The sequence below is a fragment of the Williamsia sp. z34 genome (assembly GCF_059553395.1).
The window spans coordinates 185938-208517 of record NZ_JCANWW010000004.1 but is presented as its reverse complement, the minus strand read 5'-3'; the positions used below and the strand labels follow the sequence as shown (position 1 = coordinate 208517).

General features: G+C 64.6%; 22 protein-coding genes. 20 read left to right on the top strand and 2 right to left on the bottom strand.

Annotated features, from left to right (window positions below):
• The 20 genes from AC51GT_RS12185 (at position 1) to AC51GT_RS12090 (ending at position 19646) form a co-directional block, all read left to right on the top strand.
• Positions 1-591: a TetR/AcrR family transcriptional regulator gene (locus AC51GT_RS12185; RefSeq protein ID WP_496323216.1), complete on the top strand. Its 591-nt coding sequence runs from the start codon at positions 1-3 to the stop codon at positions 589-591.
• The gene (locus AC51GT_RS12180; protein WP_496328909.1) at positions 588-1805 is read left to right on the top strand and encodes a cytochrome P450; all 1218 of its coding nucleotides are present in this window, start codon (positions 588-590) and stop codon (positions 1803-1805) included. The genes AC51GT_RS12185 and AC51GT_RS12180 overlap by 4 nt, the downstream gene beginning before the upstream one ends.
• Positions 1806-2600, top strand: coding sequence for an SDR family oxidoreductase (locus AC51GT_RS12175; protein ID WP_496328908.1), 795 nt, complete (start codon positions 1806-1808; stop codon positions 2598-2600). It abuts the gene before it with no gap.
• Complete coding sequence (locus AC51GT_RS12170) at positions 2597-3949, top strand: cytochrome P450 (protein ID WP_496328907.1); 1353 nt, start codon at positions 2597-2599, stop codon at positions 3947-3949. The genes AC51GT_RS12175 and AC51GT_RS12170 overlap by 4 nt, the downstream gene beginning before the upstream one ends.
• 28 nt (positions 3950-3977) lie before the next feature.
• A complete protein-coding gene (locus AC51GT_RS12165; protein ID WP_496323220.1) occupies positions 3978-4169 on the top strand; it encodes a ferredoxin in 192 nt (63 codons plus the stop codon).
• A gap of 15 nt (positions 4170-4184) precedes the next feature.
• Positions 4185-4736: a nuclear transport factor 2 family protein gene (locus AC51GT_RS12160; protein WP_496323221.1), complete on the top strand. Its 552-nt coding sequence runs from the start codon at positions 4185-4187 to the stop codon at positions 4734-4736.
• Positions 4730-6001 carry a hypothetical protein gene (locus tag AC51GT_RS12155; RefSeq protein ID WP_496328906.1) on the top strand — a complete coding sequence of 424 codons (1272 nt, stop codon included), beginning with the start codon at positions 4730-4732 and terminating at the stop codon, positions 5999-6001. Before AC51GT_RS12160 ends, AC51GT_RS12155 begins: the two co-directional genes overlap by 7 nt.
• Positions 5998-6870 (top strand): SDR family NAD(P)-dependent oxidoreductase, encoded by an 873-nt coding sequence (locus AC51GT_RS12150; RefSeq protein WP_496328905.1) that lies wholly within the window; start codon positions 5998-6000, stop codon positions 6868-6870. The genes AC51GT_RS12155 and AC51GT_RS12150 overlap by 4 nt, the downstream gene beginning before the upstream one ends.
• A 34-nt stretch (positions 6871-6904) precedes the next feature.
• Positions 6905-7795 (top strand): PaaI family thioesterase, encoded by an 891-nt coding sequence (locus tag AC51GT_RS12145; protein WP_496328904.1) that lies wholly within the window; start codon positions 6905-6907, stop codon positions 7793-7795.
• Between the two features lie 205 nt (positions 7796-8000).
• The gene (locus AC51GT_RS12140) at positions 8001-8774 is read left to right on the top strand and encodes a TIGR03084 family metal-binding protein (RefSeq protein WP_496328903.1); all 774 of its coding nucleotides are present in this window, start codon (positions 8001-8003) and stop codon (positions 8772-8774) included.
• A complete protein-coding gene (locus AC51GT_RS12135) occupies positions 8771-10477 on the top strand; it encodes an acyclic terpene utilization AtuA family protein (RefSeq protein ID WP_496328902.1) in 1707 nt (568 codons plus the stop codon). The genes AC51GT_RS12140 and AC51GT_RS12135 overlap by 4 nt, the downstream gene beginning before the upstream one ends.
• Positions 10478-11641, top strand: coding sequence for an acyl-CoA dehydrogenase family protein (locus AC51GT_RS12130; RefSeq protein ID WP_496323227.1), 1164 nt, complete (start codon positions 10478-10480; stop codon positions 11639-11641).
• A 32-nt stretch (positions 11642-11673) separates the two neighbouring features.
• Positions 11674-13209, top strand: a complete 1536-nt coding sequence (locus AC51GT_RS12125) for an acyl-CoA carboxylase subunit beta (protein ID WP_496329097.1) — start codon at positions 11674-11676, stop codon at positions 13207-13209.
• Positions 13210-13215: 6 nt separating this feature from the next.
• Positions 13216-15201, top strand: a complete 1986-nt coding sequence (locus AC51GT_RS12120; RefSeq protein ID WP_496328901.1) for an acetyl/propionyl/methylcrotonyl-CoA carboxylase subunit alpha — start codon at positions 13216-13218, stop codon at positions 15199-15201.
• Between the two features lie 13 nt (positions 15202-15214).
• Complete coding sequence (locus AC51GT_RS12115) at positions 15215-16372, top strand: acyl-CoA dehydrogenase family protein (protein ID WP_496323229.1); 1158 nt, start codon at positions 15215-15217, stop codon at positions 16370-16372.
• A 23-nt stretch (positions 16373-16395) separates the two neighbouring features.
• The gene (locus AC51GT_RS12110) at positions 16396-17154 is read left to right on the top strand and encodes an enoyl-CoA hydratase family protein (protein WP_496323230.1); all 759 of its coding nucleotides are present in this window, start codon (positions 16396-16398) and stop codon (positions 17152-17154) included.
• Positions 17151-17753, top strand: coding sequence for a TetR/AcrR family transcriptional regulator (locus tag AC51GT_RS12105; RefSeq protein ID WP_496323231.1), 603 nt, complete (start codon positions 17151-17153; stop codon positions 17751-17753). Before AC51GT_RS12110 ends, AC51GT_RS12105 begins: the two co-directional genes overlap by 4 nt.
• A 97-nt stretch (positions 17754-17850) precedes the next feature.
• The gene (locus AC51GT_RS12100; RefSeq protein WP_496328900.1) at positions 17851-18309 is read left to right on the top strand and encodes an SRPBCC family protein; all 459 of its coding nucleotides are present in this window, start codon (positions 17851-17853) and stop codon (positions 18307-18309) included.
• Positions 18296-18619 carry an ArsR/SmtB family transcription factor gene (locus AC51GT_RS12095; protein ID WP_496323233.1) on the top strand — a complete coding sequence of 108 codons (324 nt, stop codon included), beginning with the start codon at positions 18296-18298 and terminating at the stop codon, positions 18617-18619. Before AC51GT_RS12100 ends, AC51GT_RS12095 begins: the two co-directional genes overlap by 14 nt.
• Positions 18620-18836: 217 nt before the next feature.
• Positions 18837-19646 (top strand): crotonase/enoyl-CoA hydratase family protein, encoded by an 810-nt coding sequence (locus AC51GT_RS12090; RefSeq protein ID WP_496328899.1) that lies wholly within the window; start codon positions 18837-18839, stop codon positions 19644-19646.
• Between the two features lie 58 nt (positions 19647-19704).
• Here the strand turns inward: AC51GT_RS12090 and AC51GT_RS12085 are convergent, their stop codons facing one another.
• Entirely contained in the window at positions 19705-21105 is a 1401-nt protein-coding gene (locus tag AC51GT_RS12085) for a GDSL-type esterase/lipase family protein (protein WP_496328898.1), read from the bottom strand.
• Between the two features lie 82 nt (positions 21106-21187).
• Positions 21188-22576 carry an FAD-binding oxidoreductase gene (locus AC51GT_RS12080; protein WP_496328897.1) on the bottom strand — a complete coding sequence of 463 codons (1389 nt, stop codon included), beginning with the start codon at positions 22574-22576 and terminating at the stop codon, positions 21188-21190.
• Positions 22577-22580: the final 4 nt, after the last annotated feature.

Here is a 22580-nt window from a genome sequence, read left to right as displayed (position 1 = left end):
ATGTCCAGTCCGGTTTCTTTCGAATCCACCCGCCGCCGACTCACAACCGCGCAGGCCGAGACCGTCGGCAAGCTCACCGAAGCCGCGGTCGAGGTACTCCGTGAGGTCGGATATGACGCCCTCACCGTGCGGTCGGTGGCCAAGCGCGCCGGGGTTGCCCCGGCGACTGCTTACACCTACTTCAGCTCCAAGGGACACGTCGTCGCCGAGCTGTTCTGGCGTCGGTTGGCGGAGGGCATCACCGAACCCGATCCGTCGGCGCCGCGCGCGGACCGGGTCGCCGTGGTGCTGCGTTCGGTGTCGCTGGCCGTCGAGGACGACAGTCACCTCGCGCGCGCGGTCACCGCGTCGCTGCTGGGATCGGACCCCGACGTCGAACATCTCCGGTTGCGGATCGGTCTGCTGATCCGCCAGCGAATTTCGGATGCGCTGGCCGGTGACTCAGGTGAGCCCGTCGACGAGGGGGAGCTCGAAGCCCTGGAAATGCTGTATTCCGGTGCTCTGGTCCGCGCCGGTATGGGTTACGAATCGTATTCCGCCATCGCCGATCGGCTGGTTGCCGCGGCAAAACTACTGCTGGAGCGCCGATGACCGCACAGACGAAGCTCTCATTCGACCCGTACGACTACAACTTCCACGAGGATCCGTATCCGACCTATGCGCGGCTGCGGGCCGAGGCGCCGGTCTATCACAACGCGGACATGGACTTCTGGGCTTTTTCCAAGCACGAGGATGTCCGGACCGGTTTCCGGGATGCGGCGCGGTTGTCGAACAGTTGGGGAGTCTCGCTCGACCCGGCCGCCTACGGACCCGATGCGCACAAGTCGATGTCATTTCTGGCGCTCGATGATCCGAAGCACATGCGCATCCGCAAGCTTGTCTCGAAGGGTTTCACACCGAAACGTGTTGCCGAGCTGGCCGATCGGATCGGTGAACTCACGCAACAACATTGGAGTCGCTGCCTCGAGATGGGGGAGTTCGACTACGTCACCGAGTTCGCCGGCCTGCTGCCGATGGACGTGGTCTCCGAGCTGCTCGACGTGCCGGTCGGCGACCGCGCGCACCTGCGTACCCAATCCGACCTTTTGATCCACCGCGACGAAGGCGTGTTCGACGTACCCGAAGCCGCGGTTCACGCCTACTTCGAATTGACCCGCTACTACTCCGAGTTGCTGGTGGAGCGGCGCAAGAAGCCGGGCACCGATCTGGTCTCGGCGCTGCTCGACGCCGAGATCCTCGATGACGAGACCGGCGAGAAGACCCGGCTGACCGAAGACGAGATCATCGGTTTCATGATCCTGATGATCGTCGCCGGCAATGAGACGACCACCAAGCTTTTGTCCAACGCGGTGTACTGGGGCTGGCGTTTCCCGGATCAGCTGGCGATTCCGATGGCCGATCACGAAGCGGTGCCGCAGTGGACGGAAGAGACTCTGCGGTATGACAATTCGACGCAAATCGTGCTTCGGCGCGTGATCGAGGACGTCGAATACGGTGGTTACACCATACCCGCCGGCCAACGGGTTCTGCTGCTGCTGGGATCGGCCAATCGTGATGAGGACGTCTTCGACGAGTCGGACCGCTACCTGATCGGCCGGGACTCCTCGCAGACGCTCACCAGCTTCGGCCTCGGTACCCACTTCTGCCTGGGCGCGCATCTGGCGCGGCTCGAGGCGAATGTTGCTCTCTCACAGATCGTGCAGTCGATCAATCAGGTCGACATCGACATCGACAACGCCGCCCGCGTGCATTCGGTCAACGTCCGCGGATTCGCGTCGCTCCCCATGAAGGTGAAGGTGCGCTGAATGCCTCGTTTCCCCGCTCATCCCGATCGCCGTCCGGTCATCGTCGCCGGCGCATCCTCTGGGATCGGCGCCGCCACCGCGGTGATGCTGGGCGCCGCCGGTTATCCGGTTGCACTGGGCGCCAGACGAGTTCAGAAGTCCCAGGAATTCGTCGATCAGATCAACGCGGCGGGAGGCGAGGCGGTGGCACTACCGCTCGACGTCACCGACGCGGCATCGATCGATGAGTTCGTCACCAAGGCCGAAGCCCAGTTGGGCCCGATCGAGGTGGCGGTCTCCGGTGCCGGTGACCTCGAGCCGGGCCGTGCCCACGAACTCAGCAACGACGACTTCGCCGCGCAGGTCAACATCCACCTGCTCGGCGCCCAGCGACTGTTCCGCCGGGTCGTCCCCGACATGGTCAAGCGGCAGCGCGGTGACTTCGTGTTCGTCAGCTCCGACGTCGTCACCTGGCCGCGGCCGCAGATGGCCGCCTACGTGGCGGCCAAACGAGGCGTCGAAGGCCTGTCCGACGTCGCCCGAATGGAACTCGAAGGCACCGGTGTCCGCTCCAGCCTGGTCCGGCCGGGCCAGGTCATGACCGGCATGGGCATGAACTTCCCCGCCGAGGTCGCCGAATCGGTTCTCAACGACTGGGTCCCCTGGGGCCTGGCCCGGCACAGCAACTTCCTCAAGCCCGAACACCTCGCAACAGCCATCACAACCATCGTTTCCATGCCTCGGGGGGCCCATATGCGCCTGGTCGAGGTCGAGGCAGAAGCCCCGATCGAACGCACTGGAGGAGACAGCAAATGACACTCACCAAACCCAAGCGCGTATCGGGTGGCGAAGGCGAACACGGCCACCTCGACGAGTTGGCCAGCGACCCGATCGGCCTGTTCTGGCGGGTCCGTGAGGAATGCGGCAATGTCGGGGTCTTCCAGCTCGCCGACCGTGAGGTTGCCCTGGTTTCCGGTGCCGCCGCCAACGAGGCCTTCTTCCGTGCCTCGGAAGAAGACCTCGATCAGGCCGCCGCCTACCCGTTCATGACTCCGATCTTCGGCGAGGGCGTGGTCTTCGACGCCAGCCCCGAACGTCGTTCGGAGATGCTCCACAACCAGGCGCTCAAGGGTGCCCACATGAAGCAACACGCCATCACGATTCCCGCGGAGACCGAGCGCATCATCGCCAACTGGGGTGATGAGGGTGAGATCGACCTGCTGGAGTTCTTCGCCGAGCTGACCATCTACACATCGTCTGCCTGCCTGATCGGCAAGAAGTTCCGGGAACAACTCGACGGACGGTTCGCGCACCTCTACCACGATCTGGAGAAGGGCACCGACCCGATCGCCTACGTCGACGCCTACGCAGACATCGAGAGCTTCCGTAAACGCGATGCCGCCCGAGTCGGTTTGGTGGAGCTGGTCCAGGGGATCATGGACACCCGTCTCGTCGGAGAGCCGGCGACGGACGAGGACCGGGATCTGCTCGATGTCCTGATGTCGATCAAGGATGACGAAGGTAACCTGCGTTTCACCGCCGACACCATCACCGGCATGTTCATCTCGATGATGTTCGCCGGCCACCACACCACTTCGGGCACCGCGGCGTGGACGCTGATCGAACTTCTCCGCCATCCGGAGTACATGGATCAGGTCACCGACGAGCTCGACGAAATCTACTCGGGCGGAGCCGAATACAGCTTCGGTGCGATGCGGCAGATCCCCAAGCTCGAATCGGCACTCAAGGAAGCTCTGCGTCTGCATCCGCCGTTGATCGTGTTGATGCGGGTGGTGCAGAACGAGTTCGTGGTCGAAGACGTCCAACTCGAGCCCGGACAAGCGATTGCGGTGTCGCCGGCGATCTCGAACCGCCTGCCCGAGGATTTCCCTGAACCCGACAGCTTCGACCCGGACCGCTATCTCGAACCCCGCCAAGAAGACCTCGTCAACCGGTGGACGTGGATTCCTTTCGGTGCGGGCCGGCACCGTTGTGTCGGTGCACAATTCGCGATCATGCAGCTCAAGGCGATCTTCTCGGTGCTGCTGCAGAACTATGAGTTCGAGATGTCCCAGCCGTCCGAGTCCTACAAGAACGACCACTCGAAAATGGTTGTGCAGCTGGCCCAACCCTGCAAAGTCAAGTATCGCAAGCGCAGCAGCTAGTGCTCAGAGCTGTGGTGAGGAGGATCTTGTGAGAATCGAAGTTGACCTGGACCTGTGCCAGGGGCACGGGATGTGTGAGATGGAAGCACCCGACCTCTTCGAGGCCGAGCGGGATTCGGTGAAGCTCCTTGACCCGCAACCAGATAGCAGCCATTCGGCAGACGTGGAGCGTGCGGTGCGTTACTGTCCGACTCAAGCCCTCAAAATTGTTGAAGAATGAAAGTTGGATACTCCCATGTCATTTGAACGCGCTGAACTCGACGAGATGGTGGAGCGCTGGCTGCAGGCCAACGTTGATTGTGAGAAGACCGGCGACTGGCGGCCCCTGGCGGAGTTCTACACCGAAGATGCCACCTATGGGTGGAACTACGGCGCCAAGCACGACTTCATGGCGGTCGGTCGCGACCAGATCCGTGACTACGCGATCGGTTTCGAGATGGACGGCCTCGACGGCTGGACCTATCCGTACCAGACCTGGGTCATCGACGAGAAGACCGGCGACATGATGGGTTTGTGGAAGCAGATCTTCGAGGCCACGCGCGAGGACGGCACCCACTACGCTCTCGAGGGAATCCAGGGCAGCTGGTTCAAATATGCCGGCAACTTCCAGTGGGGATGGCAGCGCGACTTCTTCGATTACGGCAACGTGACCGCGCTGTTCATGGAAATGATGACCGACGGTGTGATGAGCAAGGGGATGCAGGCCCGCATCGACCGGGTCCTGAACGCGAAAGAGCTTCTCCCGGGCTGGTACCCGTTGGGTAAGACTCCCGTCGAGATGTGGTGAACACTGCGATGTCGTACGCCGAACTCGATCGCCCGACGCTGGCCCGGCTGCTGCCGGAACTGCTCCTGTCGGGTCAATTGATCGACCGTTCCGGAATGGCCCACTGTATCGGCGCTTTCGGGCGCGAGACCATGGCCCAGATCGCCATCGACGAGTGGATGGCGGCGAGCCCGGTTTACACGAAACGGATGCGGACGGCGTTGCAGATCGACGGTGACGGCGTCGCGGACATGTTCAAGTGTCTGCAACTCGACATCGGGGCGCCGCCACAGTTCATGGATTTCCGATACACGATCTTCGATGACCATCACGGTGAGTTCGTGCTGAATCATTGTGGCGCGCTGATGGATGTCGAACCGATGGGTGATGACTACGTGACCTCCATGTGTCACGACATCGAGGACCCGACGTTCGATGCCACCGCGATCGCCACCAACAGGCGGGCACGCATCCGCCCGATCCACCGGCCACCACGGCGTCCGGCAGATCGGCACCCGCACTGCGCGTGGACGGTGACCATCGATCCCGACCGCGATGAACTCCCGTTGCCCGAGCGGTCGATCATCATGTCGGCGACGCGGGCGGCGAACGTCGACCTGTCACCGATCATCACCGGTGGAGAGGGCCACGACGACTACCGGGGCCCGGTCTGGGACGATCTGCGGTTCGCCGACTGGTCACACTCGGCGCTGATTCGAATGGCGGAAGAGGTTGCGCTGCAACACCAACTCCTGGCCCTGGGTTTCGCGATGTCGGTGCGGGAGAAGTCCGAGAGCGACGACCAGGCGGCCGGTATCTTCCGAAAGCAACTGACCGGCATCTCGGGCCTGACCGCCGATCGGCTTCGGCGTTGTCTCGGCGTCGAACAGGATGCCGAAGGGTTGGCGGCGGTGCTGCGGGTGCACCCGATCCTCGGACCCGACCAGTATGTCGGCGCACGGGTGTCGATTCACGGTGAAGGGGAGCGCGCGACGGTGCAGCTGCGGCTTCCGCGCACCTCCGATGCGGTCGCCGACAACGGCTGGATCGCAACGATCGACCCCGACCACCTCGAGCCGGTTCTGGCCATGGCGTCGGCCGTACATCCCACCTGGTCCGTGGTCTCCGGTCATCATGAGGAGGATGACCTGGTGATCGAGATCGGCCGCGGTGAGGCGATCAAGGAGTCCGGCGAAGTCGCCATCGCGCGCTTCAGCGGCGGCGCGACCTTCGAGTTCGCCGACCGCGGCATACCGCTGTCGATCACACCGGTCTCGGCCGGGTGAACTCTCCGCACCTGCAAGGTAAGCGGGCCGTGGTCGCCGGATCCAGTCGGGGGATCGGACTGGCCGTCGCGACCAAGCTGGCCGCGGAGGGTGCCTCGGTGGTGGTCAATGGCCGCGACGACTCGACGGTCAAGGCCGCCGCGGCGCAGATCGTCGACATCGGCGGCAGCGCGGTACCGGTGGTCGGCAACGTCGCCGACGAGAGCGTCGCCCAGGAGATGGTGTCGACCGCGATGCGCGAGTTCGGCGGACTCGATGTGGTGATCAACTGTGCCGGCGTCGCCGAGCCGGAGGGCTCGTCGATTCTGACGATGACCACCTACGAGTTCTTCGCCCAGCTCGATGCCCATCTGGTGAGCACCTTCGAACTGATCCGCGCAGCCGCGCCGATACTCGTCGAACAGGGCTCCGGCGCGATTGTCACCACCGGTTCGGCGGCGTCGGCGGGCAATTTCGGTGGGACGGGGTACCCGGCCGGTAAAGGCGGGGTCAACAGTCTGTCCCTGGCCGTGGCCGCGGACCTGCGCCCACACGGCGTGCGGGTCAACGTCGTCTGCCCCGGTGGCAAGACGAGATTGTCGACCGGTGCCGGATATGAAGCTCACATCAGGGATCTCTTTGATCGTGGTCTGCTCGACGAGTTCACCCGCGATGCCGCGCTGGACCCGGTCCCGCCGGAGTACGTGGCGCCCCTGTACGCCTATCTCGCAAGTGATCTGGCCGACGGTATCACCGGTCAGGTCTACAGTGCGGCAGGCGGATTCATCGGAAAGTACCCGGCCTTCGACCCGGCGTTCGTGGCCTACCGGGGTCACGACGCCGAGCCGCCGTACACACTCTCCGAACTCCAGGTGATTTTGTCCGAGTGAACGTCGGTATTGCGTGCGTGATAGGCATGTTTTCATGACGCAGACCACGAATCCCATGGAAGTGCTCGGTATCGAGTACGCCACCGATGAGCGAGGACGCCGTACCTTCCGACAGGTTCTGGGGACTGCGTTGGTAGATCACCGGGGCGAGATCGGGATGACCTCGTTTGCGACCATTGCGGAGATTGTCGGAGGCTCGGCTTTTTACGGTGCGCAGCCACCTGGATCGGCGACCGTGCAGTCGCGGCTGTCGTTGTCGGTCCCGAGTCCGGCACGACCGGGAAGTCAGGTGTCGGGGGTCGGACACCTGGTCGGAACCAGCGGTGGCCATGGTGTGACGTCCGCCGAGCTGATCGACGAATCGGGGGCGGTTGTCTGTCTGGCGATCGGCCGCGGCGTCGTGGTCAGCCGGGCCACGGGCGAGGCACCTGATCACGAGACCGGTCGTCCGGCCGGCAGCATCGAGCCCATCGACCAGCCGCCGCTGCCTGCGCCGTTGGACCCGGAACTGACCGGAGCCGAGATCCTCGCCGGGCTCGCCGACGAATCGATACCGGCGGGCCCGATCCAGAGACTGCTGGGTCTGCGGGTTGCGGCGGTCGGCGCGACCACCCTCGAGCTGAGCGCCACACCGAGTCCGGCGATGGCCAACAAGATGGGCACAATGCACGGCGGGATCGTGATGGCACTTCTGGCCGAGGCCGCTTCTCTTGGAGCCGAGTTGTCGGCCAGGGCAGGCAATCGGTATCAGGTATCCGACATCTCGGTCAGCTTTCTGCGATCACCCGCCCTCGACCAGGGCGACCTGACCATCGCGGTGGAGCAGGTCAAGGCGGGCCGGCGCATCTGTTCGGTCACCGCAACGATGATTCAACCGGATGGCACCGTCGTCGCCCAGGCCACCGCGGACGCCGCCGCCGCCTGACCGCCGAGCGTGCCGAACCAACCGCCGAGCGTGCCTTAGTTACCGTCGACCGTGCCGAAGTTGTATCCGCGCAGGTATTTTCGGCACGCTCGACGGTGATTTCGGCACGCTCGGCGGGGGGATGGCGGGGGCCTCTGGGTGAGGCGGGTCCGAAAAACAAGCACATGCGCTTGCTTTTGTGAGTGGCCCGTGTCACGCTGGCCGCGTGAGCATCGTTGCCGAACTGGTGGCCGACCTGTCGGCGGAAACCGACGTTGTCGACCAGATGGTGTCCGGTCTGGACGAGAACGGTTGGGCCACACCAACTCCTGCCGAAGGATGGGCCGTCAGGGAGCAGATTGCGCATCTGTCGTGGACAGACGCGCAGGCGCTTTCCGCTGCGACCGATCCGGAAGCGTTCAACCGCACGCTGGTGGAGGCCTGGAAAGACCCGACGGGGTTTGTCGATGTGGCCGCCCGCGAGGAAGCGGGCAAACCCACTGCACAACTGCTCGATGACTGGCGGCAGCGACGTCGTGCGCTGGCCGACGCGCTGCTCGCGTACCCGACCGGGCAGAAGTTGCCGTGGTTCGGTCCACCGATGTCGGCTGCCTCGATGGCGACGGCCAGATTGATGGAGGTGTGGGCGCACGGTCTCGATGTCGCCGATGCCCTCGGTATCGTCAACAAGCCGACGGCACGACTGAAATCGATTGCGCATCTGGGCGTTCGAACCAGGGACTTCGCCTACCAGGTCAACAATCAGACGCCACCTGCGGAGGAATTCCGGGTGGAACTACAGGCGCCCGACGGTTCGACGTGGACATGGGGCCCTGATGATGCCACGCAGCGGATCTCCGGGTCGGCGCTCGACTTCTGCCAACTGATCACCCAACGCCGGGGTACGGACACGCTCGACATCGTGGCGACCGGCGACGACGCTCGCCACTGGGTCACGATCGCGCAGTGTTTTGCCGGCCCTCCCGGAGGTGGACGATGAGCGGCACCATTCGGGTCGGCAATGCCTCGGGTTTCTACGGCGACCGCTTCTCGGCGATGCAGGAGATGCTCACCGGTGGCAACCTCGATTGCCTGACCGGCGACTACCTGGCCGAGCTGACGATGCTCATCCTGGGCCGCGATCGACTCAAGGATCCCGCCACCGGGTACGCGAAGACCTTCCTCCGGCAACTCGAGGTCAACCTCGGTACCGCGCTGGACGCCGGCGTCACGATCGTCAGCAACGCCGGAGGGGTGAACCCCGCTGGACTTGCCGCGGCGATCGGTGAGCTGGCCGAGAAACTCGGCCTGGCACCGAAGATCGCCTATGTCGACGGTGACGACCTCGGATCCCGTGCCGCCGAACTCGGACTCGGCACGCCCCTGACGGCCAATGCCTACCTGGGCGGTTTCGGGATCGCCGCAGCACTGCGATCGGGCGCCGACATCGTTGTCACCGGCCGGGTCACCGATGCGTCGCTGACCGTCGGACCTGCTGTCGCCCATTTCGGTTGGGGTCCTGGTGATCTCGACCAACTGGCCGGAGCTGTTGCGGCGGGGCACATCATCGAATGTGGTACTCAGGCGACCGGCGGCAACTATTCGTTCTTCACCGAGATCGACGACCTGGCGCACCCGGGATTCCCGATCGCCGAGATCTCCGCAGACGGCGAGTCCGTCATCACCAAGCACGACGGCACCGGTGGTGCGGTCACCGTGGGTACAGTCACCGCACAGTTGCTGTACGAAGTCGGCGGTCCGCGTTACCTCGGGCCTGATGTGACGACCCGGCTGGACACCGTCACCCTCACCGAACTCGGGCCGGACCGGGTTCGGGTCAGCGGTGTGCGCGGCGAGAGGCCTCCGGAGACGCTGAAGGTGTCGCTCAACCATCTCGCCGGGTTCCGCAACGAGGTGACGATGGTGTTGACCGGCCTCGACATCGAGGCCAAGGCCGCACTGGCGCGGAGCCAGTTCGAAGCCGTATTGAGCACCCGCCCCACCGACCTCACCTGGACGCTGACCCGGCTCGATCAGGACAACGCCCCCTCCGAGCAGCAGGCCAGCGCACTGCTGCAATGTGTCGCCAAGGATGTCGACCAGAATGTTGCGGGACGTCAGTTCTCCTCGGCTGCAGTCGAGTTGGCGTTGGCCAGCTATCCCGGATTCACCATGACCGCCCCGCCCGGGCCGGCCTCTCCATACGCGGTGTTCGAAGCCGGATACGTTCCGGTGGGCGAGGTTTCACATACCGTGCATCACGCCGACGGGTCCACCGAGCTCATCGAGCCCGGCCGGTCTGTCGAGGCGGGTGTACCCGTGGACGAGGCGCAGGCTGCACCTGCTGCGCCGGTCAGTTCGTGGGGGCCGACCCGCGTGGCACCGCTGGGCGACATCGCGGGCGCCCGCAGCGGCGACAAGGGCGGCAACGCCAATGTGGGTGTGTGGGTGCGTAACCCGGAACACTTCGACTGGCTGGCTGCGACGCTGACCGTCGAACTGTTCAAACAGTTGATTCCCGAGGCGGCCGACCTCGAGGTCCACCGCCACGAACTCCCCAATCTACTCGCCGTGAACTTCGTTATCGAAGGAATTCTCGGTCGAGGAGTGGCTGACAATGTTCGATTCGATCCGCAAGCAAAAGGGCTCGGAGAGTGGTTGCGTTCGTGTCATGTCCCGATCCCGATCCGGTTTGGAGAATAGATGAAATCCCTTGAGTCCAAGGCTTGGCACACTCCGGAACGCCAGCAGTTGCGCGAGTCCGTGAAGACCTTCGCCGAGCGCCACATCCTGCCGTTCCAGGATGAGTGGGAGCGCAGTGGCGAACTACCCCTGGATCTGCACAAGCAGGCCGCCGACGCGGGGTTGCTCGGACTGGGCTTTCCCGAATCCGTCGGCGGCAGCGGCGGCGACCTGATCGACGCCACCATCTGTGGTGAGGTACTGCACGGTTCGGGTGTGGCCGGTGGCGTCTTCTCGTCCCTGTTCACCTGCGGAATCGCGTTGCCGCATCTCATCGCGGCCAACGACCCGGAGCAGATCGAGAAGTGGGTGACCCCCACCCTGGCCGGTGAGAAGATCGGCAGTCTGGCCATCACCGAGCCCGGTGGCGGCAGCGATGTCGGGCACCTGACGACCTCGGCAGTTCGCGACGGCGACCACTACGTCGTCAACGGATCCAAGACGTACATCACGTCCGGTGTCCGCGCCGACTTCGTGGTGACCGCGGTCCGCACCGGTGGACCGGGCGCCGGTGGCGTATCGCTTCTGGTGGTCGAGAAGGGCACGCCGGGTTTCACCGTCACCCGCAAGCTGGAGAAGATGGGTTGGCGTGCATCGGATACCGCCGAACTCTCGTACGTCGACGCGCGGGTTCCGGTCGCCAACCTGGTCAATGCCGAGAACTCGGGCTTTTTCCAGATCGCCGGCGCGTTCGTCACCGAGCGGGTGGGATTGGCCGTCCAGGCCTACGGGTGCGCGCAGCGCTGCCTCGATCTGACGCTCGAATGGGTGCGGAACCGAGAGACGTTCGGCAAGCCGCTCATCGCACGGCAGTCGGTGCAGGAGACGGTCACCGAGATGGCCCGCAAGATCGACGTCGCGCGGACCTACACCCACGCAATCGTCGACGCCGCGATGGCCGGTGAGACCGACCTCATCGCCGAGGTGTGTTTCGCCAAGAACACCGCCGTCGAAGCCGGTGAGTGGGTGGCGGACAAGGCCGTTCAGCTCTTCGGTGGCGCCGGCTACATGACCGGCACCGAGGTGGAGCGTCAGTACCGGGACATGCGGATCATCGGCATCGGTGGCGGTACCACGGAGATCCTCACGGGTCTGGCGGGCAAGCGGCTGGGCTACCACCCGTGAGCGCCGCCGGGACCGGATCCGCCACCGAGACGATGCTCGCCAGGCTCGGTGAGATCGAGGAGTTGTTCGCCCAAGCGCTGGCCGGCGGTGGCGAGAAGAAGGTCGCCCGGCATCGTGAACGCGGCAAACTGCTGGCCCGGGAACGGATCGAGCTGCTCATCGACGAGGACAGCGCGTTTCTCGAGCTCGCGCCGATCGCGGCATATGGATCCGAGTTCCCGGTGGGCGCATCGATCGTCACCGGCATCGGCGTCGTCGAGGGCGTCGAATGTGTACTCGTGGCCAACGATCCGACCGTCCGCGGAGGTACCTCGAATCCGTGGACGCTGCGCAAGGGTCTGCGGGCCAACCAGATTGCGCTCGAGAACCGGCTGCCACTGATCAATCTGGTGGAGTCCGGCGGCGCGGACCTACCGACGCAGAAGGAAGTCTTCATCCCCGGCGGGGCGATGTTCCGCGACATCACCCGATTGTCCGCGGCCGGGATCCCCACCATTGCACTGGTATTCGGCAATTCGACCGCCGGTGGCGCCTACCTGCCCGGCATGTCCGATCACACGGTGATGATCGAGGGGCAGTCGAAGGTGTTCCTCGGTGGTCCGCCGCTGGTGAAGATGGCCACCGGTGAGATCAGTGACGACGAGTCCCTGGGCGGCGCGCAGATGCACGCCCGCCAGTCGGGCCTGGCCGACTACTACGCCGCCGACGAGCAGGATGCGATCCGGCTCGGACGGCGGATTGTTGCCCGGCTGAACTGGCGTAAGCAGGGCCCGGGACCGGTGGCACCGTCCATCGAACCGAAATATCCGGCGGAGGACCTGCTGGGCATCGTGCCGGGTGATCTGCGGATCCCGTTCGATCCGCGCGAGGTGATCACGCGGATCGTCGACGAGAGTTTGTTCGACGAGTTCAAACCCGAATACGGTTCGTCGCTGTGTACCGGGTGGGCGCGGCTCCACGGCTATCCGATCGGCATCCTCGCCAACGCCCAGGGGGTGCTCTTCAGTGCCGAGTCGCAGAAGGCCACCCAGTTCATCCAGTTGGCGAACCGGTCGAACACGCCGCTGTTGTTCCTGCACAACACAACCGGCTACATGGTCGGGCAGGAGTACGAGCGCGGCGGCATCATCAAACACGGTTCGATGATGATCAACGCGGTCTCCAATTCGACGGTCCCCCATATCTCGATGCTGATCGGCGCCAGCTACGGGGCCGGGCACTACGGCATGTGCGGGCGGGCCTACAACCCGCGGTTCCTGTTCACCTGGCCCAGCGCCAAATCTGCGGTGATGGGTGCAGCCCAGCTCGCCGGTGTGATCTCGATGGTCGCGCGCAGTGCCACCGAGGCCCGTGGCGGCACCGTGGACGAAGAGGCGGACGCCGGTATGCGGGCCATGATCGAGGCGCAGATCGAGAAGGAATCGATGCCCGCCTTCTTGTCGGGGATGTTGTACGACGACGGGATCATCGATCCGCGGGACAGCAGAACGGTTCTCGGACTGTGCCTCTCGGCGATCGACAGCGGACCCGTACAGGGGACGAGCAACTTCGGCGTTTTCCGGATGTGATGGGTGATGACTGACAAGAACGTGACCTCTGTGCTGGTCGCCAACCGCGGCGAGATCGCCCGACGGGTATTCGCGACGTGCCGGCGGATGGGCATCGGCACCGTCGCGGTGTATTCCGATGCCGATGCCTCAGCGCCTCATGTGGGTGATGCCGACGTTGCGGTCCGATTGCCGGGCAACACCTCCTCGGAGACCTATCTCGATGCGGCGAAGGTGATCTCGGCGGCCCGTGCTGCCGGCGCCGATGCCGTTCATCCGGGCTATGGCTTCCTCTCGGAGAACGCCGAATTCGCTCAGTCCGTGCTCGACGCGGGCCTGACCTGGATCGGTCCGGAACCCGCCGCGATTTCTGCGATGGGGTCGAAGGTCAATGCCAAGGAGATGATGCGGGCAGCCGGCGTTCCCACCTTGGACAACCTCGACCCGGCCGCGGTGACCGCCGATCTGCTCCCGGTTCTGATCAAGGCCTCGGCCGGCGGTGGCGGCCGAGGCATGCGCATCGTCCGCGACCTCGGTTCGCTTCCCGAGCAGGTGGAGGGTGCGCGCCGAGAAGCCTTGTCGGCGTTCGGGGACGGCACCGTCTTCTGTGAACCCTTCATCGAACGCGGACACCACATCGAGGTTCAGGTGCTCGGTGACGACGCCGGCACCGTGTGGGCGGTCGGTGAACGTGAGTGCTCGATCCAGCGGCGACACCAGAAGGTCATCGAGGAGGCTCCGTCTCCGTTGGTGGAACGTCTCGGAGCCGGACTGCGCGACAAGCTGTTCGACGCCGCCCGCGCTGCCGCGTCCGCCATCGCTTACACCGGAGCCGGGACCGTGGAGTTTCTCGCCGACGACGACGGCCGGTTCTACTTCCTCGAGATGAACACCCGCCTGCAGGTGGAACACCCGGTGACCGAGGAGACCACCAAGCTCGATCTTGTTGCCTGGCAGCTCCGGATCGCCCGGGGTGGAGTTCTCCCGGCGCATCCACCTGCACCGCAGGGGCATTCCATCGAGGTACGGCTGTATGCGGAGGACCCGGCGGTCGATTACCAGCCGCAGTCGGGACGGTTCCACCGGTTCGCGGTCGACGCCGACAGCCGGTTCGTCCGACTCACCGAGTCGGGTGTGCGAGTTGATTCGGGCATCACCGATGGGGGTGAGGTATCGACCTTCTACGACCCGATGCTGGCCAAGGTCATCAGCTGGGCACCTGACCGCGGTGCCGCGATCGACATCCTGGTCCGGGCACTGACGTCGGCCCGGCTACACGGCCCCCGGACCAACCGGGACATGTTGGTGAACATGTTGCGCCACCCTGATTTCCGCAGAGGCAACACCACCACCGAGTTCATCGACGAGTTCGGGCTCGGCGTGTTGGCCGCGCCACTGGCGGGGGCGGATCACCTACGACTGGCCGCCGTCGCGGTGGCACTGGCGGACGCGGAGGGCAATCGTCGACAGGCCGGTCTGCCATTGCCGTCGGGCTGGCGCAACCTGGCGTCGGGGCCGCAATCCAAGACCTACGTCCACGGCGAGGATGAGATCGCGGTTCGCTATCGGCACGCCCGGGACGGTGTGGTCCTGCCCGATGACCCGGATGTCACCGTGACCGGGATCGCCACGGATGCAGTCATTCTCACCGTCGCCGGAGTGGACCGGACATACGCAGTCAACCGATACGGCGAGAGCGTGTGGGTGGACTTCGCAGGTGGGTCGGTGGCACTGATCCGCCGGCCCCGGTTCATCGACCCCGCCGAGGTCGATACGCCGGGTTCGCTCCTGGCTCCGATGCCTGGTTCGGTGATCCGGGTCGCGGTGGCGTTGGGCCAGCAGGTCACCCGCGGCGAGCCGCTGATGTGGCTCGAAGCGATGAAGATGGAACACACGATCGCCGCCTCCGCAGACGGCGTCGTGGAAGCGTTACCCGTAGCGCCGGGACAACAGGTGTCGGTGGGGGAGATCCTCGCCGTCATCACCGCGCAAGAGCTGACCGAAAGCGATTGAGGGAGAAGGCATTGTGAGTTTTGTCGAGACGGATGAACAGAAGGCGCTGCGCAGTTCGGTGGCGGGACTCGGTGGCCGGTTCGGCCACGAGTACTTCCTGGATTGCGCCCGCAGCGGCCGCAAGACGACGGAACTGTGGGCGGAGGCGGGCAAGCTGGGCTTCATCGGGGTCAACCTCCCAGAGGCGTACGGCGGCGGCGGTGCCGGGATGTACGAACTGGCGATAGTGATGGAGGAGATGGCCGCCATCGGCAGCGGTACGTTGATGCTCGTCGTCTCCCCGGCCATCTGCGGCAACGTGATCGCTCGCTTCGGTACCGAAGAGCAGAAGCAGACGTGGCTTCCCGGCCTGGCCGATGGAACCATCACGATGGCGTTCGGTATCACCGAACCCGATGCCGGGTCGAACTCCCACAACATCACCACCACTGCCCGACGCGACGGCGGCGACTGGTTGCTGTCGGGACGGAAGATCTACGTCTCGGGTGTTGACCAGGCGCAGGCCGTGCTCATCGTGGCCCGCACCGAGGACGCGAAGACCGGGCGGCTCAAGCCGGCCCTGTTCATCGTCCCCACCGATGCACCGAACTTCGAGTTCAACGCCATCGAGATGGACCTGGTCAACCCGGAGAAGCAGTTCCTGCTGTTCCTCGACGATGTTCGCCTGCCTGCCGACGCACTGGTCGGATCCGAGGATGCGGCGCTGAGCCAGTTGTTCGCCGGACTCAATCCCGAACGCATCATGGCTGCGGCCTCGGCGGTCGGGATGGGCCGGTACGCACTGGGGCGGGCGGTGGAGTACGTCAACGAGCGCACTGTTTGGAAGACGCCGATCGGTGCACACCAGGCCATCGCCCACCCCTTGGCAGTCGGCAAGATCGAGATGGAACTCGCCAAGTTGATGATGCAGAAGGCGGCGTCACTCTATGACGCCGGCGATGACTGGGGTGCCGCCGAGCCGGCCAACATGGCCAAGTACGCGGCCGCCGAGGCCTGTGTGAAGATCGTTGATCAGGCCGTACATTCGTTGGGCGGCAATGGATTGGCCACCGAATATGGTCTGGCGCCGCTGCTCAATCTCTGTCGTATCGCGCGGGTCGCGCCGGTGAGCCGGGAGATGATCCTGAACTTCGTGGCGCAGAACAGCTTGGGCCTTCCGAAGTCGTACTGAGGACGCACTGACAGGATGAGCAGATGAACGAGGTTGTCCGATATCGGGTTGATGGTGGGATCGCCACCGTCACACTGGACTCGCCTGCCAATCGAAACGCGATCTCGATGGCGCTGGTGGACCAACTCCTCGCCAGGTTGCGCGGTGCCGCCGACGATCCGCAGGTGCGGGCGGTGGTGTTGACGCATACCGGTGGAACATTCTGCGCCGGAGCCGATCTCGGTGAGGCCGGGCAGTCGCGTCCTGAGGTCATGATCGATCTGATGCGAGCGATCCTGGAATTGCCGAAGCCCGTGATCGGGCGGATCGACGGTCACGTGCGCGCGGGTGGATTCGGACTCGTCGGTTCGTGCGATCTGGTTGTGGCCGGTCCGGCCAGTACATTCGCGCTGACCGAGGCCCGAATCGGCGTCGCCCCATCGATGATCTCGCTCGCGGTCCTGCCTCGACTGACGTCTCGCGCCGCCGGACGGTACTTCCTCACCGGTGAGAAGTTCGACGCGACTGTTGCACAGGAGATCGGCTTGATCACCGTTGCCGCCGCTGATGCGGCAGCAGTCGACCATGTCGTGTCGCGGTGGTGTGGTGATCTGCGCAAGGGATCCCCACAGGGGCTCGCGGCCAGTAAGAAGCTGACCACCGCCGCGATCCTGGCCGGATTCGATGCGGATGCCGGACGCCTGGCCGCGGAGTCGGCGGCACTGTTCGGCTCGGATGAGGCCAGGGCCGGCATGGCGGCATTCCTGAACAAGCAACTCCCGCCGTGGCTGGTCGATCAATGACCCGGGGCACCACGCGGTCACCGCAACAGGATCGGAGCCGGGCGACGCGTCAGCGTCTTCTCGACGCCACCATCGATGTGCTGGCGACGGACGGGTGGGCGGCGTGCAGTGTGGGCGTCGTCGCCACCCGTGCCGGGGTATCGCGTGGTGCGGCCCAGCATCATTTTCCGACCAGGGAAGACCTGATCACCGCGGCGCTCGAGCATGCCTTCGAGCTCCTCACCCTGCGGGCCGTCGAGGAGACCAATCGGCTGCCGCAAGGGGAGGGGCGGATCGAGGTCGCGGTGTCGACCGCGGTCGAGTTCTACACCGGTATCGAGTTCAAGGCGGCACTTCAGGTGTGGTGTGCGGCGGCGTCCGACCAGGCGCTCAAAGAGCTGATACTCCCGCTGGAGGGCAGGTTCGGTGTCGCGGCACATCGGATGACCGTGCAGATGCTCGGCGTCGACGGTTCCGATCCGCGCATCCACCGGCTCGTGCAGGCAACACTCGATTTTGCCCGGGGCCTCGGGCTCGCCGACACGTTGTCCGACGACTCGGCAAGGCGCAAACAAGTCGTGAGCACGTGGGCCCAGGTGCTGCAAGAGTCGTTGACCTGACCTGCGCCGACCGAGAACATGCAACCTTTCGGTTGCATCGTTGGGCCACAATATGCAATCCTGTGGTTGCAGGAAGATAAGCAACCGAGAGGAAGCCATGACTGTCGAACTCGATCGCATCGAAAAGCAGATCGAAATCAGTGCACCGGCCGAGCGGGTATGGACACTGATCTCCGAACCCGGGTGGTTCGTCAACAACGAACAGATCACCGAACATCGGATCGAGACGTCCGGGGACATCAGCATCATTCATGACCCGACGCACGGTGCATTCGCATTCAAGACCGTAACGCTCGACCCGCCGAGATATGCGGCCTTCCGCTGGCTGGCGGATGTTGACGATACCGCGACCGCCTCGACCCTCGTCGAGTTCTGGATCGATGAGAACTCCACCGGCTCAGTGACTCTGAGGGTTCTGGAAAGTGGATTCGCCTCGCTGCCCGGTGATGCCGCCGCGCGACGCAAGAAACTCGATGGGAACACCGAGGGGTGGACCATCGAACTCGGTGTCGCCAAGCGACACGTCGAAGGCGTGCATGCCGATGCCAAAGGCTGAACCCGCGCTGCCGGTGGTGTTCGCGGCGTTGGCCGACGACACCCGCTGGAATCTGTTGGTGCGGTTGGGCAAGTCATCCGCGTCGGCATCGGCGCTGGCCGCCGAGTTCCCGGTGTCGCGGCAAGCCATCGCCAAACACCTTGCGACTTTGGAAGAAACCGGCCTCGTCTCGTCGGAGAAGGTCGGTCGCGAGGTCCAGTTCACCGCTGTCGGTGCCCGGTTGAGTATGGTCAGCCGGGAATTGGCGAGCATCGCATCGGGTTGGGATCGCCGACTGGCCGATATCAAGGAGCGCGCCGAAAACCCTTGACCGTGCCCATATCCCCGTCGACCGTGCCGATATCCCCGTTGACCGTGCCGACGTTGTCCGTGACTTGGTGTCCGGTCCGCGTCACGACGGCACCCATATGCAACGTCGGCACGGTCGACGGTCGGATGGGCACGGTCGACGGCGATATCGGCACGCTCGGTGGAGGCGGGTGCCGCCACGTCGGGGCGTGGAGCCGGGGGTCTGGTAGGAACGATTCATGACGCAAACCCCGAACACGCAAGCTGTGGTGACGTGCGAAGTGAACGACGGGGTCGCGCAGGTGCGCCTCAATCGACCGGAAAAGATGAACGCCCTCAACGGTGAGATGTTCGAGCAACTGGTGGCGGTGGGCCAGGATCTGATCGCCCGGACCGATATCTCGGCGGTGGTCCTGGCTGGTGAGGGACGCGCGTTCTGTGCGGGCCTGGACATGGCGGAGTTCGAACGGATGGCCTCAGGTGCCGAAGCGGTGGTGGTCGAGCGCCCACGACTCGGCGCTGCGGCTGCGCTGGCCCAGCAGGCCGTCCATGTCTGGTCACTGGTGCCGGTGCCGGTGATCGCAGCCGTGCACGGGGTGGCATTCGGTGGGGGATTGCAGTTGGCGCTCGGCGCCGACATCCGGATCGTCGGGCCGGACGCCAAGCTGTCGGTGATGGAGATCGTCTGGGGCCTCATCCCGGATATGACCGGCACTCAACTTCTTCCGGAACTCGTCGGACGCGACGTGGCCAAAGAACTTGTGTTCACCGGCCGTCAAATCACCGGAACCGAAGCTGTGACACTGGGTGTGGCCACTCGGTTGAACCTGAATCCGGTGGTCGCGGCGACCGCGTTGGCCACCGAGATCGCCGGAAACTCCCGCAACGCGCTGGTGCATGCCAAGGCGCTGCTGGACCTGGCCGGCCGCACCGATCTGGCCGCCGGCTTCGATGCCGAGCAGGTCGCGATCCGGGAGCTGATCGGATCGCCGGAGCAGATCGCCGTGGTCCGCGAACGCCAAGAAGCCCTGGCCCGTAACAAAAAATGAACTCTGTCCCGCCGGCCGGCGGGACAGAGTTCACTCATCTTGTTGGTCGAAACCGCGGCTACGCGGCCGATCCCCAGGAAGAAGACCCGGACGGCGCGGAGCACGGATTCTTGATCTGTTCGAGGGAAACCGTGTTCGCGAGGAGTTGATAGCCGGCGGGAGTCAGGTGCAAGCCATCGCCGCCGTCGAGATCAGCCCGGATATATGAGGGATTGGCAGGATCGGCGATGGCCTTGTCGAAGTCGACGATGCTGTCGGCCGGGCTGCTCTTGCGGATCCACTCGTTGACCTGGATCCGTAGGGGATTCAATGTGGGATCGGCGGTGACGCCGTAGCTTGCGTTCGCCCCGGCCGGCGTGATGGTGCCTTGCACGACCCGGATACCACGTTTGTGCAGCGAAGCGATGATGCTCTGGTAGCCCTGGGTCAATGATTCGAACGTCGCACCGTGGCCCAGATCGTTGATGCCTTCGAACAGCACAACCGTGCTCACGTTCGGTACCGACAGCACGTCTCGGTTGAGCCGACTGAGTGCTGAGGGTCCGGCAGCCGGGTTGGAGGTCCCGTCCATGGTGACCATGTTGCCGGTGATTCCCGCGTTCACAACGGTCAACGGGAGACCTTCGCCATTGATGCGGGCGGCGAGGAAGTCGGGCCACCGGACGAGTTCGTCGAGGCCAACCGGTGATTCTGGGTTATGGGGCGGCATCACCGTTCCCCGGTAGCCGTCGGTGAGAGAGTCGCCGAACGCCACAACTGCCCCGACCCCGGGCGTGAGCACGTCCATCCCGGTCACGAAAAGCCGTGACGTGGTGGTGTTGTCGAAGGGCGCGTCGCCGACCTCGAAGGTCTGATCCCCGGCGCCGGGGTCCGTTTGATAAGAGTGCTGACGGGCCGCGAAATGGCGCGTCGGCGCTTCGACGAATGCCGGCACGTATGTGCTGATCGCCAGGGATTCGCCCGCTGCGAAGGGCAGGACCGTGGGATCGCTGACGACATCGGCACCCGCCGGCACCGTCACCGAGACCTGACCGTTGAAGAGCAGCGGGACGGGAGTGGCGATCTTTGCGCCGCCGGCTTGCTTCGCCGCGCTCGCCCCACCGAACGTCAAGGGTGCTGTCCCGAACAGGTTCGAGAGACGGACGCGCAAGACCTGTCCGTCCCGGGTGGGCGTGATGATCGATCGAACGGTCGAGTTCTCGACCTTGATCGCGAAATCACCGCTGGGGTCGGTGGGGATGCTGCGGGCGCTTGAATCCGATGCAGGCGCACCCCATGCACCAACCCAGGGGCCCGGTGCCGGGCAGTTGGTCGGCGTGGGTGCCGCAGTCGCCGGGCCGGTCGGTGCGACCGTGAGAGCGGCACCGACGGTTAGTGCGACGAGGGCTGTTCCGGAGAAGCGTTTGGCCGCAAGCCAAAACGTGCTCCTCACCGGACGTGTCCGATATTCAGATGTCATGGTCACAACAATAAGTCACCGGGACCCGGAATGACGGATGAACGGTGTTTCGCCTCACGAAGTGATTCGTCCAACACTTTAACTATTGTTCGAGCCGAGGTGCGTTGTGGATCAACACATCTCGTGCAAGCGATCCTTCGTGCCCGAGTTGGATCGACGGCAACTTTCCGGGATTGAGAAGCCCGAGCGGATCGTAGCGGCAGGCGGCCTCCCACCGGGGTGGTAAGGCATCGTGCACAACCCAGCTATGAGGGCTGTCTACGTTCAGTCCCGCATCGCGCAGCTGTTGCATCCCGGCGAGTAATGCCTCGTCGCTGATGTGTGGGGCCAGGATTCGTGCCTGGAGACAGGGGGTTTGATCCCGGATGCCCTCCAGCTGTACTACTGCGCCGGGAAATGCCTGGGCGACAAGAGTCCGCTTGTCGACGATCGCGTTGCCCCGCACCAGGACGTGAAACAGCTCAGGTCGTTTTGTCTTCGCGCGGACCGTGGTGTGGTTGTTGATCAACGTCGCCAGGAATCGGGTCGCATCTGGCCGGATGTCGTTGACCTGGCCGCCATGTCGGCTCAAGATCTCAGTGACCTCCGGAATCTGATCGACGGTCACCACGCCCCGAAAGTTGGTCTTGTTCGGCTGCAGACCCGGATCTTCGGGGAACAGCGCCGCGAGTTCGGGCTCGGTGACGGCGAGCAGCTGCGGCGGAGGCGAGAGGTCCAAGATCTCCAGCGCCGCACGAGCTCCGGCCTCCAGATCAGGGACCGAGGCGAACAGGCCGGTCCATTCACGAGCGGGCACGGTCTGTAGGCCGATCCGCACCATGAGCCCGGTGGTGCCGAACGCGTGGACGTGCGCTGCCGCCTCCGGGTGTTCGACGGTCACGGGTTCGGCGGCCGCGGTAACCGGTATCAGGGTGATCTCCCGGACGAATCCCTCATGATTGAAACCATTCTCGATGGAACCCGGGCCACCGGCACCACCGCCGACGTAACCGGCGGCGGTGCTGTTCAACGTGGTCGGGTACATCGCCAACTCACGGCCGGTGCCGTCGAGGAAGTTCATCATGTCCTGCCAGGTGGTTCCGGCCATCACCTCCAGAACACCGTCGTCTCGGAGCGACATCTCCCCGGACAATCGGCTGAAGTCGACGATGATCCCGCGCGCCAGCGGGATCGTCTGGCCGTAGTTGGACGTTCCTTTACCTCTGGGTATCACCGGAATCCGGTGCCGGTGGGCAAAACGCGCGACCTGTCGGACATCGTCTGTGGTCGCCACTGTGACCACCGCGCAGGGCTGCTGCCGAGGAATTGAGTTCGCGATGATCGGTGACACCCAAGAGAAATCGCGGGTCGCGGCCTTCAATGCCGATTCGTCGGAACGGATCTTCGCCCGGGGATGCAGGGTGGTCCGCAGTTCCGATTCGATTGCGGGCCAATTCAGAGCAGTGCCGAAGCCGGTGTCGACGTCGCTCATCGCC

What these genes read in the sequence shown, in the direction of transcription:
- AC51GT_RS12185 (WP_496323216.1), top strand. Translation starts at nt 1, where the DNA reads ATGTCCAGTCCGGTTTCTTTCGAATCCACCCGCCGCCGACTCACAACC.
- AC51GT_RS12180 (WP_496328909.1), top strand. Translation starts at nt 588, where the DNA reads ATGACCGCACAGACGAAGCTCTCATTCGACCCGTACGACTACAACTTC.
- AC51GT_RS12175 (WP_496328908.1), top strand. Translation starts at nt 1,806, where the DNA reads ATGCCTCGTTTCCCCGCTCATCCCGATCGCCGTCCGGTCATCGTCGCC.
- AC51GT_RS12170 (WP_496328907.1), top strand. Translation starts at nt 2,597, where the DNA reads ATGACACTCACCAAACCCAAGCGCGTATCGGGTGGCGAAGGCGAACAC.
- AC51GT_RS12160 (WP_496323221.1), top strand. Translation starts at nt 4,185, where the DNA reads ATGTCATTTGAACGCGCTGAACTCGACGAGATGGTGGAGCGCTGGCTG.
- AC51GT_RS12145 (WP_496328904.1), top strand. Translation starts at nt 6,905, where the DNA reads ATGACGCAGACCACGAATCCCATGGAAGTGCTCGGTATCGAGTACGCC.
- AC51GT_RS12135 (WP_496328902.1), top strand. Translation starts at nt 8,771, where the DNA reads ATGAGCGGCACCATTCGGGTCGGCAATGCCTCGGGTTTCTACGGCGAC.
- AC51GT_RS12130 (WP_496323227.1), top strand. Translation starts at nt 10,478, where the DNA reads ATGAAATCCCTTGAGTCCAAGGCTTGGCACACTCCGGAACGCCAGCAG.
- AC51GT_RS12125 (WP_496329097.1), top strand. Translation starts at nt 11,674, where the DNA reads ATGCTCGCCAGGCTCGGTGAGATCGAGGAGTTGTTCGCCCAAGCGCTG.
- AC51GT_RS12120 (WP_496328901.1), top strand. Translation starts at nt 13,216, where the DNA reads ATGACTGACAAGAACGTGACCTCTGTGCTGGTCGCCAACCGCGGCGAG.
- AC51GT_RS12110 (WP_496323230.1), top strand. Translation starts at nt 16,396, where the DNA reads ATGAACGAGGTTGTCCGATATCGGGTTGATGGTGGGATCGCCACCGTC.
- AC51GT_RS12105 (WP_496323231.1), top strand. Translation starts at nt 17,151, where the DNA reads ATGACCCGGGGCACCACGCGGTCACCGCAACAGGATCGGAGCCGGGCG.
- AC51GT_RS12100 (WP_496328900.1), top strand. Translation starts at nt 17,851, where the DNA reads ATGACTGTCGAACTCGATCGCATCGAAAAGCAGATCGAAATCAGTGCA.
- AC51GT_RS12095 (WP_496323233.1), top strand. Translation starts at nt 18,296, where the DNA reads ATGCCAAAGGCTGAACCCGCGCTGCCGGTGGTGTTCGCGGCGTTGGCC.
- AC51GT_RS12090 (WP_496328899.1), top strand. Translation starts at nt 18,837, where the DNA reads ATGACGCAAACCCCGAACACGCAAGCTGTGGTGACGTGCGAAGTGAAC.
- AC51GT_RS12085 (WP_496328898.1), bottom strand. Translation starts at nt 21,105, where the DNA reads ATGACATCTGAATATCGGACACGTCCGGTGAGGAGCACGTTTTGGCTT.
- AC51GT_RS12080 (WP_496328897.1), bottom strand. Translation starts at nt 22,576, where the DNA reads ATGAGCGACGTCGACACCGGCTTCGGCACTGCTCTGAATTGGCCCGCA.